The following is a 13461-nucleotide window of genomic DNA, read 5'->3' as shown; positions in this document are numbered from 1 at the left end:
CTTAGATCTGGACGAGGCCGATATCCTTGACCTGGCGAATGGTCAGCATCGTGCGCACCGTGTCGACCCGTTCATTGGCCGTCAGCACTTCGATGACGAAATCCTGGAAAGTCGTGAGGTTTTCGGCGACACAATGCAGCAGGAAGTCGCTTTCGCCGGAAACCGTCCAGGCCTGCCGGACGATCTGCCATTCTGCAGTAGCGGCCGAGAACGCCTTGAGGTCGGCCTCCGACTGACGCTTCAGGCCGACCATGCAGAAAGCGACGAGATCGAAGCCGAGCGCCGGTGCGTTCAGCAGTGCGTGATAGCCCTTGATGACGCCGGTCTCTTCGAGCTTGCGCACGCGCCGGAGGCAGGGCGGCGCGGAGATGCCGACCCTTTGCGCGAGATCGACATTGGTCATCCGGCCATCACGCTGGAGCTCGCGAAGGATCTTGAGATCGATAGCGTCGAGCTCAACTTGTTTCGTCATGAACGTTCGTCCTTTTCGTGGTGACTTTGAGCGCGAGGCAAAGTCGAAAACTTGTGTCTGCCGATGGTGAGGTTGCCCCGATGGCGGGCGACGTCGACTGATGTCCGCCTATCCCGGCGCTGCCGCGATCATCTCGGTCGAGATTTTCAGCAAGGCGCGCTCGTCAAGGGCAAGGTCGTCTCGAGTCGGTGCGTGGCCGAGCGCAGCGCTTTCCCAGTGCAACCATGCACGGCCGGCATTCAACCCCATATGCTTCTCCAGCAAAGTGAATCCGCGTGAAATATCGTCAAACCCGCTGGACAACAAGCAGCCCGGCCGACTATTCGCGGGAAAATGGCGTTGGCGATGCCGGTAGATGCGCAAATAGAGGTGGACATCTTCAGGAGCGACGCAAGGAGCGCTCCATTGTCGGGGTGCGGCGCGGATCAATGCCGGGCCGACGCCTGTGCCCTAAGCGCGTCATCTGGTGGCAAAAGCGGGCTTGAGGCTCAAGCACTTGTGTGTATCAGGCTGCGCACTCTTGAAAGTCATGGTGGGGAATACCTAAAGTATGGGACGATTTCCCATTGACGCAATGGAATCGGATGTGGAGGCAATCCTCTCCGATGAGCGAAGGACAAGATTATGACTGCCCGTCACGTGAAAGTGCTGATCATCGGCTCCGGCCCGGCTGGCTATACCGCCGCCATCTATACGGCGCGCGCCATGCTCGAGCCCGTACTGATCGCCGGTATGGAACAGGGCGGCCAGTTGATGATCACGACTGACGTCGAAAACTACCCGGGCTATGCCGATCCGGTCCAAGGCCCGTGGATGATGGAACAGATGCTGAAGCAGGCGACCCATGTCGGCGCTGAGATCGTCAACGATCTCGTGACCGATGTCGACCTGTCGGTGCGCCCGTTCCGCATCAAGACCGACAGCGGTAACGACTGGACGGCGGACGCGCTGATCATCGCAACCGGCGCCAAGGCCAAGTGGCTCGGCATCGAGACCGAACCGACCTTCATGGGCTTCGGCGTCTCGGCCTGCGCCACCTGTGACGGCTTCTTCTATCGCAACAAGGACGTGATCGTCGTCGGCGGCGGCAACTCGGCCGTTGAGGAAGCGCTCTATCTCTCGAACCTCGCCAAGACGGTCACTGTCGTTCACCGCCGTGATAGCTTCCGCGCCGAGAAGATCCTGCAAGAGCGCCTGTTCGCCAAGCCGAACGTCAAGGTGATCTGGGATCACGAGGTCACGGAATACCTGGGTGCGCCGGCCAAGCCGCCGATGCCCGCTTCCGTCAACGGCGTGAAGCTGCGCAACACCAAGACCGGCGAAACCTCCGACATGGTCACCGACGGCGTGTTCGTCGCGATCGGCCACGCGCCGGCAGTCGAACTTTTCAAAGGCAAGCTTCGGCAGAAGTCCAACGGCTATCTTTGGACCGCGGCCGATTCGACGGCGACCGACGTGCCCGGCGTTTTTGCCGCAGGCGACGTGACGGACGACATTTACCGTCAAGCGGTTACGGCGGCCGGCATGGGCTGCATGGCAGCGCTTGAGGCCGAGAAATACCTGGCGGGTCATATGCCCGTCGCAATTGCAGCCGAATAGAAGCTGCGAATCGGGGTGGTGCCGCTGAGGCACCTCGCCCGTGTGGGAACAGATGCATCAGCCACGCCCGGAAGACAGGACCCCGTCTTCCGGAGTGGTTTCTTATGGGGGACTACATGTCGCTGGACTGGGACAAACTGCGCATTTTTCACGCGGCGGCCGAGGCTGGGTCGTTCACCCATGCGGCAGACAAGCTTCATCTTTCGCAGTCCGCGATCAGCCGGCAGGTGAGTTCGCTGGAGCAGGATGTCGGCATCAAGCTGTTCCACCGCCATGCGCGCGGCCTGATCCTCACCGAACAGGGCGAGATCCTCTATCGCACCGCGCATGAAGTGCTGATGAAGCTCGAGAGTGTCAAGGTCCAACTGAGCGAAACCACGGACAAGCCGAGCGGCAAGCTGCGCATCACCACGACGGTCGGACTCGGCCAGGGCTGGCTCACCGACAAGATCCAGGAGTTCATGTCGCTGCACCCGGACGTGCAGGTTCAGCTCATCCTCGACAATGAGGAGCTGGACGTGAACATGCGCCACGCGGATTGTGCCATCCGCCTGCGTCAGCCGCAGCAGTCGGACCTCATCCAGCGCAAGCTCTTCACCGTGCACATGCACGTCTATGCAGCTCCGTCCTACATCAACAAGTATGGCGAGCCGCAGTCAGTCGAGGATCTCGACAACCACCGCATCATCACCTTCGGCGAGCCGGCGCCGAACTATCTGCTCGACGTCAACTGGCTCGAGATCGCCGGCCGCGATTCCGACAATCCACGCGTGTCGCACCTGCAGATCAACAGCCAGACCTCGATCAAGCGCGCCTGCCTGCTCGGCATCGGCGTCGCCATGCTGCCCGACTATATCGTCGGTCGCGATCCTGGCCTCATCCAGCTGCCGATCAGCGCCGACATCCCGTCATTCGATACCTATTTCTGCTATCCGGACGAGATGAAGAACGCAGCCAAGCTCAAGGTCTTCCGCGACTACATCGTCGCCAAGGCCCGCAACTGGAACTTTTAGGACGCTTCGGCGAATGCTCATTTTCCGAGCATTTTCCCAAGAGGCCGCCAACCATCTGTTTTTACATCGATATTACGGATGCGCCGTCTCTATTGTGCGGCGCATTTTTATTGTTCGCCGCAGAAATAGGCAGGGATGCGCGCATGACATGGCTGTCATGCACAGAAAATGATTGTTGCGCGCCCAAAAAAGCAGCATACCAAACTCAGCTGATGCATCTTTGGTGGCTTCTCCTCCCAGTGCCACCGCAGCAGCTGTTCCCCTCTGGAGGTTTAATTACCTTCACAACTTATAAGGGCCCAAGTCATCTTGTGGCCCTCTTTTTTTGTCTACTGTTAGATACAGGCGAAACGTGACGAAAATCACAGCCGGCTATTGAAAGCCGATACTTCGCTTCCCATATTAAAATGCAGCTGATGCATTCTTGGTGGCTTCTCCTCCCCGCCACCGCATTAGCTGTTCCCCTCTGGAGGTTCTTATTACCTTCACAACTACAAGGGCCCAAGTTTTCTTGAGGCCCTCTTTTTTTGCCTGCAGCACGCTCACGGTCTTGTGATTTGAATATCGTGTTTTAGCGATACATTTATCGTTAAAACACGATATGGCGATATACCATGGACCGAGACGAAATCCTCAAGGCGCTTGCCCATCCCGTGCGGGTGAACATCCTCGCCTGGCTGAAGGAGCCGCAGCGCCATTTTCCGACCCAGGAGCATCCGCTCGATCTCGGCGTATGTGCCGGCCAGTTCGAACGCTGCGGCCTGTCGCAGTCGACCGTTTCCTCGCATCTCGCTGTGCTTCAGCGCGCCGGCCTCGTGACAACCCGCAAGGTTGGCCAATGGATCTTCTACCGCCGCGATGAAGAGACGATCGCCGCCTTCCTCGAGAGCATCGGCGATCTCTGAATCAACCACCTTCTCCCAAGCAGCCCCCCCCCCTGAAAGGACCTCCCATGGCCTCGCTTTTCGACCCCATCACCATTGGTGACATCGCGCTGAAAAACCGCATCGTGATGGCGCCGCTGACCCGCAACCGATCCCCGGGCGCCGTTCCGAACACCCTGAATGTGACCTACTACGAGCAGCGCGCGACGGCAGGCCTGCTGATCTCGGAGGGAACGGCGATCACCCAGCAGGGCCAGGGCTATGCCGACGTTCCGGGCCTCTATACGCCGGAAGCGCTTGAAGGCTGGCGCAAGGTGACGGACGCGGTGCACGCCAAGGGCGGCCGGATCGTCGTCCAGATGTGGCATGTCGGTCGCATTTCGCATGATTCTCTGCAGCCGGGTGGCGGCAAGCCTGTTGCGCCGTCGGCCGTTCGCGCCAAGTCGAAGACCTATCTGGTCAATTCGGACGGTACTGGCTCCTTTGCCGAAACCTCCGAGCCGCATGCACTGGAGACCACCGAGATCGAAGCGATCGTCGAGGACTATCGCAAGGCTGCGCGCGCCGCGATCGACGCCGGCTTCGATGGCATCGAGATCCATGCGGCCAACGGCTATCTCATTGACCAGTTCCTGCGTTCGGGTTCGAACCACCGCACGGATACCTACGGCGGTTCGATCGAAAACCGCGCCCGCTTTTTGTTCGAGGTCATGGATGCCGTGACGAATGAAATCGGCGCCGGCCGGGTCGGTATCCGCCTTTCGCCCGTCACTCCCGCCAATGATGCCTTTGATCCGCAACCGCAGGAGGTGTTCGGCCATGTGGTCAAGAACCTCGCCCGCTACCCCCTCGCCTATGTCCACATCATCGAAGGCGCGACCGGCGGCCCGCGCGACCACCAGCAGGGCGACCAGCCATTCGACTACGACGCCCTGCGTTCGACCTATGTCGCTGCCGGCGGCAAGGCTGCCTGGATGACCAATAATGGCTATGACAGGGCACTCGCGGTAAAGACGGTCAAGGACGGCGAAGCCGACCTTGTCGCTTTCGGCAAGCCGTTCATCGCCAACCCGGATCTCGTCGAACGGTTGAAGCGCGATGCGCCGCTCAACGCGCCGGATCAGGCAACCTTCTACGGCGGTGGCGCCAAGGGCTATACCGACTATCCGGCCCTTGAACAGGTCGCCTGACACTCCCACATGGCAATGCTCCGCCTCTTCGGCGGGGCATTTGTCTTTGGGAATGAAGAGCTTATGTTTTCGCTATATTCAGAAAAATGGTCATTGCATCCTGACGGCGACGTCATCGTAACCCCCTCCAGCCGTCTTTACCCCGTCCGCTATCGCGGCCAGCAGGCGATGCTCAAGGTCGCCGAGGACCCGGAAGAGAAGTATGGCCGCCTGCCCCTGCTCTACTGGAACGGGCATGGCGCTGCAAAGGTCTATGAAGCCGATGGCGACGCGGTGCTGATGGAGCGCACGGACAGCCAGCGCAACCTCTTCCACATGGCGATGACCGGAAGCGACGAGGAAGTGACGCGCATCATCTGCCGCACCGTCGCCGAGCTCCATGCGCCGCGCTCGACACCGGTTCCCGGCGATCTCGTGCCACTCGACAAATGGTTCGCTTCCCTGGAGACGGCTGCTCCCGCTCAAGGCGGTCTCTTTGCCCGCGCGCTCGAGGCGGCGAAAAGCCTGTTTGCAGATCCCGAACCGCCGGTCGTGCTGCATGCCGACGTCCACCACGCCAACATCCTCGATTTTGGCGACCGCGGCTGGCTGGCGATCGATCCGAAACGCGTCCTCGGCGATCGCGGCTACGACTACGCCAACCTGTTCTGCAATCCAGAACTGCCCCTGGTCACCGCTCCGGGCCGGTTGCAGCGGCATCTGCCGATCGTCGCGAAGGAGACCGGGCTTCACCCGCAGCGCATTCTCAACTGGGTGCTTGCCTATGCCGGGCTTTCCGCAGCCTGGTTCCTGGAAGACAATGACGATTTCGGCGTCGAGAATGACCTTACGATGGCGCGGATCGCAATCGCCGAGCTCGGCAGCTAGGCTCAACCCGTCCGCAACAGGACGACGGCGTAGATACAGGTCTCTCCGCCGACATTGCGGAAGACGCAATCCTGCGGCGGGCCGAGCTCCAGGCAATCCCCGATGCCGAGCGTATGGGTCTCCAACCCTTCCACGAAGGTCAGGCGCCCCGCAGTCACCCATATCCACCGGCGATGGAGCGCATAGGCGGATGCCGGGATCGGCACCTCGGCGCCGGCCGGAAGTTCAACCTCGACAAGCTCGAGCGGTAGGTCCGACATCGGCGAGACATGGCGCCGAAGATATCCGGTCTGCGGATCGCGCCACACCGCCTGATCCTGGCGCCGCGACAGCCTGCCCTGGCTCATCTCCGCACGCGCGATCAGAGTGGACATGGTGAGCCCGAACGCGCCGGCGAGCTTTGCCAGCAGCGTGGCCGTCGGGCTACTATCGCCCCGCTCTACCTTGTGGATCATCGCGCGCGAGACACCCGATCGCTCCGAAAGCTCGCTCAGCGACCAGCCGCGCGCCTCTCTTTCCAGACGAATTCGTTCACTGAGCCGTTGATCCAGACTGTCTACTTTAGTATTCATATCGTAGTCATATAGTGAACGAATGCGAGGAGCAAGCATGCTGATCCGGGCGGCCATCCAAGACGATATGCCAGTCATCTGCGAGATCTACAACGACGCCGTGGCAAACACGACGGCGATCTGGAACGAGACCCTGGTCGATGTCGCCAATCGCGTGGCCTGGCTGAAGGCGCGCACGGACGTGGGTTATCCTGTGCTGGTGGCGGTCTGCGAGCAAGGCAATGTCATCGGCTATGCGTCCTTCGGCGATTGGCGCGCCTTCGATGGCTATCGCCATACGGTCGAGCACTCCGTCTATGTTCACAAGGATCGGCGCGGTGGCGGCATCGGCCGGAAACTCATGGTCGCGTTGATCGCCGAGGCCGAACGGCTTGGCAAACATGTGATGATCGCCGGCATCGAATCGGAGAACGCAGCCTCGATCCGCCTTCATGCCCAACTGGGTTTCGAGGATACCGGCCGGCTGCGTGAGGTCGGCACGAAGTTCGGCCGCTGGCTCGATCTCACATTTATGCAACTGGTGCTTCCGACGGGCTCGCCGCGCTAACCCGCGGCGGCGCCTCGACAATGGCCGTTTGTCGAGGCGGCGGGAGATGCTATGAACCTTCAAGGACTGTTTCTGGAAATGTTTTGACGTGGGTCTTCGGCGGAAGGTCAGATGGAGTGCCTGGGCACGTGTCGCGAGAGCGGCACTGGCGCTGGCTGTCAGCATTCCGGCGTTAAACGTGACCGAGGCAGAGGCTCGTATCGACGACCTCGCCGCACAGCCCAAATGCGTCTATTCCGGCCCGTCGGCCACCGACCCCGCCAAGTCGCTCTGCATCAGCAAGGAAAACTTCGCCCGCGATATCTGCGGCGTGATCGACCACTATGCGACGGTCAACGACCTGCCCGCGGCCTTCTTCGCCCGGCTCATCTGGCGCGAAAGCCTGTTCCGGCCCAATGCCGTCAGCCCCAAGGGTGCCGAAGGCATCGCGCAATTCATGCCGGGAACGGCGAAGATGCGAGGGCTCAACAATAGCTTCGATGTCGTCGAGGCGCTCGGCAAGTCGGCAGAGTATCTGAACGAACTGAAGTCGCGCTACGGCAATCTCGGCTATGCGGCTGCCGCCTATAATGCCGGCGAGAACGGGCTGGAGCGTTTTCTCGAGGTCGATTGGCTGCCGGCGGAAACGCGCAACTACGTGCTCGCGATCACCGCCTACAGCGTCGAGGACTGGCGCGACAATCCGCCGAAGATCCTCGACCTGACGCTCGACAAGAACAAGAGCTTCATCGACGGCTGCGTGGCGCTCGCCAGCACCCGCAACCTGCGCGACATCGAGGTGATCGACGAAGCCGAATGGGCGCCCTGGGGCGTACAGCTTGCCGCGCATTTCCAGAAATCAGTGGCGCAGCGACTGTTCGTCAGCGCCGTCAAGCGCCTGCCGGAGCCGATCCGCAGCGAGAAGGCGCTTCTCCTGCGCGAGCGCAATGCCAGCTTCGGCCTGCGAATCCGCTACGCTGCACGCATCGGCCGCGAGACCCAGGCGGACGCGAACAAGCTTTGCGCCACCATCCGCAAGAGCGGGGGCGCTTGCCTCGTCTTCCGGAACTGACAGCTATCGAGGCCTGTCCGAAAGCGATCCTGGACATGCGCGCGCGCTAGCCTGCGGCAATCCCTTGCGGAAGCGCCCGCGGGGCATTCAGGCAGCCAAGTCCGACGAGCGTCGTTGCAACCGCCTCGTCGATCGGCGTGTGCGGCTCTTCGCCGAGCACGGCAAGCAGCCGCTCGTTCGGCATTCTCAACGGTTCGCGCCAGAGATAGCGCATCTTGCGCAACTCCCTGAAGAGCGGAACGAAGGGCGAAGCCAAGTCGATCAGCCACCACGGGAAGGCCCGGACGGGAAGCGCCGGCTTGCCGACAACCCGGCGGATCGCCGCGATCATCTCGGTTCCATTGCGGTCGAGGAAGCCGCGCATGTGGTAAACGGCGAAAGGCGGCAGGTCCTCGGCGCGCTCGACGAGGCGGATCATGGTTTCGGCGACATCGGGCAGATAGGCCCATTGGTGGCCGATCCCCTCGCGGCCCGGGTAGGAAATCGCGCCCAACGCTCTGCCCGGCTTTACCAGCCCTTGCGAAAACCAGTTGTTGGCCGCACCGGGACCGAAGAAGTCGCCTGCCCTCACGATGATGACGCCGACACCTGCCTCCGAGGAGTCCTTCAGACGGCGCTCCATCTCCCTGCGGATCAGACCCTTGTCGGTATCCGGGTTCTGCGGCGCGTCCTCCGTCAGGACGGGAAAGGCGTCGCGACCGAAATTGTAGATCGTTCCCGGTAAGAGGATGCGTGCACCGGTGGCCTTGGCGGCGGCGATCGTATTGTCCAGCATCGGCAGCACCAAGGTGCCCCAATTGCGGTAACCCGGCGGATTGACCGCGTGCACGATCAGATCCACCCCTTCGGCAGCAGTGCGAACGTCGCCCGCGTTCATGGCATCGCCGTGCCGCCATTCGAACGCCGGCTCGGCCTGCGCCGCCGTCGCGGCGTTTCGGTTCAAGGCACACACCAGCCAGCCGCGTCTGCGGAGCCCACGGGCGACGGCGCTGCCGATACCGCCCGTCGCGCCGAGCACCAGCGCACGTCTTGTTCTCTGCTGCATCTCGGTCATGTCACACTCCATCCGTTTCGATGAAGGCAGGATCACGCATTCACGAGCTAAACGGAATTGCCGAAAAATCTTGCGCGGCTATACTGAAATCCATGAGCAAGATGGATTTGAGCTGGGATTTCTACCGAACGTTCCTCGCCGTGCTTAAGGAGGGATCGTTGTCAGCCGCCGCCCGCGAGCTTGGCCTGACGCAACCGACTGTTGGCCGGCACGTGGACGCCATGGAGGCGACACTCGGCTATCCGCTGTTCGTGCGCTCCCCGCACGGTCTGTTGCCGACCGACGCCGCGCTGGCACTCAAGCCCTATGCCGAGACGCTCGCCGCGACATCGGCTGCGCTCTTGCGCGCCGCGTCGGGCCAGCGCGATACGGTCAGCGGCACTGTGCGCATCAGCGCCAGCGAAGTCATCGGCATCGAGGTCCTGCCGCCGATCCTCTCAGAACTGCACGCTGCCAATCCTGCATTGACGATCGAGCTTTCCGCCTCGGACACGGTCGAGGACCTCTTGCGCCAGGAGGCCGATATCGCGGTGCGCATGGTGGCGCCCGCACAGGATGCGCTGATCGCCCGACATCTCGGCGCGGTTCCCTTAGGCTTTCACGCCCATCGCCGCTACATCGAGCGACGCGGCATGCCGCAGACACTGGCAGACCTTAGCAATCACAGCCTGATCGGTTACGACCGAGAGACTGCGGCGATCCGGGCGATCATCGCCCGCTCGCCCGAACTGCCGGCCACACGCTTTGCGCTGAGGGCCGACAGCAATCTTGCCCAATTGGCCGCAATCCGCGCCGGCTTCGGCATAGGCATCTGCCAGAGCGGACTTGCGGCACGCGATCCCGACCTCCTCCCAGTGCTGCCCGGCTTGTTCGAGATGAAGCTCGATACCTGGCTGGTGATGCATGAGAACCTGAAGACGGCTCCCCGCTGTCGCGTCACGTTCGACGCACTTGCCGCGGGACTGCGGGCCTATATTCGTGGCACTGCGCTTGCAGACGAGAATACCGAGATCTGACTTTCAGACACTTCCCGCTGCTGCTCAATACTAGTCCTACGCACGAAAAAGCCCGCCAAATGGCGGGCTTTCAGTTTCCTTGGCACTTCAAGTCGAGCGCTTAATCCTCGGATTCGGCTGGCGTTTCCGCTGCGCCGTTCTCGACGGCCGCCTCTTCGCCTTCCTCTTCGTCGCTTTCCGGTTCGCTGATGCGCTCGACCGAAACGACCTTCTCGTCCTTGGCGGTCGAGAAGATGGTAACGCCCTTGGTCGCGCGGCTCGCAAGCCGGACGCCATTGATCGGCACGCGGATCAATTGGCCGCCGTCGGATACAAGCATGATCTGGTCGTTGTCTTCGATCGGGAAGGCCGCGACGAGCACGCCAATTTCCGTCGTCTTCGAGGTGTCGGTGGCGCGGATGCCCTTGCCGCCACGGCCCGAAGTCCGGAAATCGTAGGACGACGAGCGCTTGCCGAAGCCCTTCTCCGAGACCGTCAGCACGAACTGTTCGCGTGCCTTCAGTTCCTCGAAGCGTTCGTTCGACAGTTCTCCGCCGTCAGCGACTTCCTCGCCGACCAGAGCGATTTCTTCCTCGTCGCCGTTCGTCGCCCGACGTTCCGCCGCAGCGCGCTTGAGATAGGCGGCACGCTCCCACGGTTCGGCCTCGACATGGCCAAGGATCGCCATCGAGATGATGCGGTCGCCGTCGCCGAGATTGATGCCACGAACGCCGATCGAATTGCGGCCGGCAAAGACGCGCACGTCGTCGACCGGGAAGCGGATGCACTGGCCGAGCGCTGTCGTCAGCATGACGTCGTCATGCTCAGTACAGGTGTCGACGGAGAGAATCTCGTCGCCCTCTTCCTCGAGCTTCATCGCGATCTTGCCGTTGCGGTTGACCTGGACGAAGTCCGACAGCTTGTTCCGGCGAACCGTGCCGCGGGTCGTCGAGAACATGACGTCGAGGTTTTCCCAGGTTGCCTCATCCTCGGGCAGCGGCATGATCGTGGTGATGCGTTCGCCGGGTTCCAGCGGCAGCATGTTGATCAGAGCCTTGCCGCGCGATTGCGGCGTGCCGATCGGCAGGCGCCAGACCTTCTCCTTGTAGACGATGCCACGCGAGGAGAAGAACAGAACCGGCGTATGGGTATTGGCAACGAATAGCCGGGTAACGAAATCCTCGTCCCGGGTCGCCATGCCCGAACGGCCCTTGCCGCCACGGCGCTGCGCGCGGTAGGTCGTCAGCGGCACGCGTTTGATGTAGCCGAGATGCGAGACGGTCACGACCATGTCTTCACGGGCGATGAGATCCTCATCGTCCATGTCGGGGCCGCCTTCCATGATCTCGGACCGGCGCGGGGTGCCGAACTCGTCGCGGATGGCGACGAGTTCGTCCTTGACGATGCTCATGATACGCAGGCGCGACGACAGGATGTCGAGGTAATCCTTGATTTCCTCGCCGATCTTGTTGAGTTCGTCGCCGATTTCGTCGCGGCCGAGCGCTGTCAGGCGCTGCAGGCGCAGGTCGAGGATGGCGCGGGCCTGCTCTTCCGAGAGGTTGTAGGTGCCGTCCTCGTTGATGCGGTGGCGCGGGTCGTCGATGAGGCGGATGAGGCTCTCGACGTCATGGGCCGGCCAGCGGCGCTCCATCAACTGCTCGCGCGCCGTCTGCGGGTCGGGCGCATGGCGGATGAGCTTGATGATTTCGTCGATGTTGGCAACCGCGATGGCAAGACCGACGAGCACATGGGCACGGTCACGCGCCTTGCGCAGCAGGTATTTCGTACGCCGGCTAACAACTTCCTCGCGGAACGAGACAAAGGCACGCAGCATGTCGAGCAGCGTCATGTGCTCGGGCTTGCCGCCGTTCAGTGCCACCATGTTGCAGCCAAACGAGGTCTGCAGCGGCGTGTAGCGGTAAAGCTGGTTCAGGATGACATCGGCATTGGCATCGCGCTTCAGTTCGATGACGACGCGGTAGCCCTGGCGGTCCGATTCGTCACGCAGGTCCGAGATGCCTTCGATACGCTTCTCGCGGACCAGCTCGGCCATCTTCTCGATCATCGTCGCCTTGTTCACCTGGAACGGGATCTCGGTGATGATGATCTGCTCGCGGTCGCCGCGCATCGGCTCGATATGGGCGCGGCCGCGCATGATGACGGAGCCGCGGCCGGTCTCATAGGCCGAGCGGATGCCCGAGCGGCCAAGGATCAGCGCGCCAGTCGGGAAATCCGGGCCGGGGATGATTTCCATCAGTTCCGGCAGTTCGATCGCCGGATTGTCGATCAGCGCCATGCAGCCGTTGATGACTTCGACCAGGTTGTGCGGCGGAATGTTCGTCGCCATGCCGACGGCAATACCGCCGGCGCCGTTGACGAGCAGGTTCGGGAACTTCGCGGGAACGACCGCCGGCTCCTGCAGGGTGCCGTCATAGTTGTCGCGGAAGTCGACCGTTTCCTTGTCGAGATCGTCGAGCAGCGAATGCGCGGCCTTCTGCAGGCGGCATTCGGTGTAGCGCTCGGCCGCCGGCGGGTCGCCGTCGACCGAACCGAAGTTGCCCTGGCCGTCGATCAGCGGCAGGCGGAGCGACCAGTCCTGCGCCATGCGCGCCAGCGCGTCGTAGATCGCGGCGTTGCCGTGCGGGTGGTACTTACCCATCACGTCCCCGGTCACACGGGCGCATTTGACGTATTTCTTGTTCCAGTCGATGCCGAGCTCGCTCATCCCGTAGAGGATGCGGCGGTGCACGGGTTTCAGACCGTCACGCACGTCGGGAAGCGCGCGGCTGACGATAACGCTCATCGCGTAATCGAGATAGGACCGCTGCATTTCCTCGATGATGGAAATCGGCTCGATGCCTGGCGGAGTTTTTCCGCCGCCGGGGGTGCTTTGCTCAGTCAATGGTGATCACGATCTTTGTTCAGAATCAGTCGGATATTTATAGCGGATTGCCATCGGAAGCGCCAATTTGCGGCCTTTGGCGCCACTTGCCCCCCGGACTGTGAAGATGTCCTTGTAATGCCTTGATTCGCTGTACGATTCACCCAGTTATCCCGATCGGGAGCGATGAGCCGCACAGCAGTTGTGAACAGTCTTTTGCCGCCGGAGCAGGCTTTTCTAGGGCATCGCGCCGGAAATCGGAAGACCCTGTCCGTCAAAGCCCGCTGCGCCGCGGATTTCCAGCCTCTACGCTCGCAGCGATTGCTGATTAAGTCA

Annotated in this window: 12 protein-coding genes; 8 read left to right on the top strand and 4 right to left on the bottom strand. The window is 61.9% G+C overall.

Annotated features, from left to right (window positions below; genetic code table 11):
- Position 1: 1 nt before the first annotated feature.
- On the bottom strand, positions 2–472 hold the full coding sequence (locus IB279_RS08990; RefSeq protein WP_034791292.1) for an Lrp/AsnC family transcriptional regulator: 471 nt from the start codon (positions 470–472) through the stop codon (positions 2–4).
- Between the two features lie 624 nt (positions 473–1096).
- Here IB279_RS08990 and trxB point away from each other — a divergent pair.
- From trxB to IB279_RS08965, 5 genes are all read left to right on the top strand, one after another.
- The gene (gene trxB, locus IB279_RS08985) at positions 1097–2071 is read left to right on the top strand and encodes a thioredoxin-disulfide reductase (RefSeq protein ID WP_034791290.1); all 975 of its coding nucleotides are present in this window, start codon (positions 1097–1099) and stop codon (positions 2069–2071) included.
- Between the two features lie 116 nt (positions 2072–2187).
- Complete coding sequence (locus tag IB279_RS08980) at positions 2188–3084, top strand: LysR family transcriptional regulator VtlR (protein ID WP_034791460.1); 897 nt, start codon at positions 2188–2190, stop codon at positions 3082–3084.
- Between the two features lie 614 nt (positions 3085–3698).
- Positions 3699–3989, top strand: a complete 291-nt coding sequence (locus IB279_RS08975; protein WP_034791288.1) for a helix-turn-helix transcriptional regulator — start codon at positions 3699–3701, stop codon at positions 3987–3989.
- Between the two features lie 47 nt (positions 3990–4036).
- Positions 4037–5158: an alkene reductase gene (locus IB279_RS08970; RefSeq protein ID WP_113188682.1), complete on the top strand. Its 1122-nt coding sequence runs from the start codon at positions 4037–4039 to the stop codon at positions 5156–5158.
- A 63-nt stretch (positions 5159–5221) separates the two neighbouring features.
- The gene (locus IB279_RS08965) at positions 5222–6025 is read left to right on the top strand and encodes an aminoglycoside phosphotransferase family protein (RefSeq protein WP_089045926.1); all 804 of its coding nucleotides are present in this window, start codon (positions 5222–5224) and stop codon (positions 6023–6025) included.
- Positions 6026–6027: 2 nt separating this feature from the next.
- Here IB279_RS08965 and IB279_RS08960 read toward each other — a convergent pair whose 3' ends face one another.
- Positions 6028–6597 (bottom strand): XRE family transcriptional regulator, encoded by a 570-nt coding sequence (locus tag IB279_RS08960; RefSeq protein WP_112771675.1) that lies wholly within the window; start codon positions 6595–6597, stop codon positions 6028–6030.
- Between the two features lie 37 nt (positions 6598–6634).
- Here IB279_RS08960 and IB279_RS08955 point away from each other — a divergent pair, with 37 nt between their 5' ends.
- Both IB279_RS08955 and IB279_RS08950 read left to right on the top strand, forming a co-directional pair.
- Positions 6635–7144, top strand: coding sequence for a GNAT family N-acetyltransferase (locus IB279_RS08955; RefSeq protein WP_113188681.1), 510 nt, complete (start codon positions 6635–6637; stop codon positions 7142–7144).
- Between the two features lie 88 nt (positions 7145–7232).
- The gene (locus IB279_RS08950; protein WP_162741265.1) at positions 7233–8195 is read left to right on the top strand and encodes a lytic transglycosylase domain-containing protein; all 963 of its coding nucleotides are present in this window, start codon (positions 7233–7235) and stop codon (positions 8193–8195) included.
- Between the two features lie 46 nt (positions 8196–8241).
- Here IB279_RS08950 and IB279_RS08945 read toward each other — a convergent pair whose 3' ends face one another.
- Positions 8242–9249: an NAD-dependent epimerase/dehydratase family protein gene (locus IB279_RS08945; protein ID WP_113188680.1), complete on the bottom strand. Its 1008-nt coding sequence runs from the start codon at positions 9247–9249 to the stop codon at positions 8242–8244.
- A gap of 101 nt (positions 9250–9350) precedes the next feature.
- On the opposite strand from IB279_RS08945, the gene IB279_RS08940 reads away from it, so the two are divergent.
- On the top strand, positions 9351–10265 hold the full coding sequence (locus tag IB279_RS08940; protein WP_375292942.1) for a LysR family transcriptional regulator: 915 nt from the start codon (positions 9351–9353) through the stop codon (positions 10263–10265).
- Between the two features lie 100 nt (positions 10266–10365).
- On the opposite strand, the gene gyrA is transcribed toward IB279_RS08940, so the two are convergent.
- A complete protein-coding gene (gene gyrA / locus IB279_RS08935) occupies positions 10366–13146 on the bottom strand; it encodes a DNA gyrase subunit A (protein ID WP_034791267.1) in 2781 nt (926 codons plus the stop codon).
- Positions 13147–13461: the final 315 nt, after the last annotated feature.

The sequence above is a fragment of the Ensifer sp. ENS06 genome (assembly GCF_014852205.1).
GTDB classification, from domain to species: domain Bacteria; phylum Pseudomonadota; class Alphaproteobacteria; order Rhizobiales; family Rhizobiaceae; genus Ensifer; species Ensifer adhaerens.
The sequence above is the reverse complement of the archived record's forward strand: the minus strand, read 5'-3'. Positions and strand labels throughout refer to the sequence as shown.

Coding starts and splice junctions, on each gene's coding strand:
- IB279_RS08990 (WP_034791292.1), bottom strand. CDS start 472: ATGACGAAACAAGTTGAGCTCGACGCTATCGATCTCAAGATCCTTCGC.
- trxB (WP_034791290.1), top strand. CDS start 1,097: ATGACTGCCCGTCACGTGAAAGTGCTGATCATCGGCTCCGGCCCGGCT.
- IB279_RS08980 (WP_034791460.1), top strand. CDS start 2,188: ATGTCGCTGGACTGGGACAAACTGCGCATTTTTCACGCGGCGGCCGAG.
- IB279_RS08975 (WP_034791288.1), top strand. CDS start 3,699: ATGGACCGAGACGAAATCCTCAAGGCGCTTGCCCATCCCGTGCGGGTG.
- IB279_RS08970 (WP_113188682.1), top strand. CDS start 4,037: ATGGCCTCGCTTTTCGACCCCATCACCATTGGTGACATCGCGCTGAAA.
- IB279_RS08965 (WP_089045926.1), top strand. CDS start 5,222: ATGTTTTCGCTATATTCAGAAAAATGGTCATTGCATCCTGACGGCGAC.
- IB279_RS08960 (WP_112771675.1), bottom strand. CDS start 6,597: ATGAATACTAAAGTAGACAGTCTGGATCAACGGCTCAGTGAACGAATT.
- IB279_RS08955 (WP_113188681.1), top strand. CDS start 6,635: ATGCTGATCCGGGCGGCCATCCAAGACGATATGCCAGTCATCTGCGAG.
- IB279_RS08945 (WP_113188680.1), bottom strand. CDS start 9,249: ATGACCGAGATGCAGCAGAGAACAAGACGTGCGCTGGTGCTCGGCGCG.
- IB279_RS08940 (WP_375292942.1), top strand. CDS start 9,351: ATGGATTTGAGCTGGGATTTCTACCGAACGTTCCTCGCCGTGCTTAAG.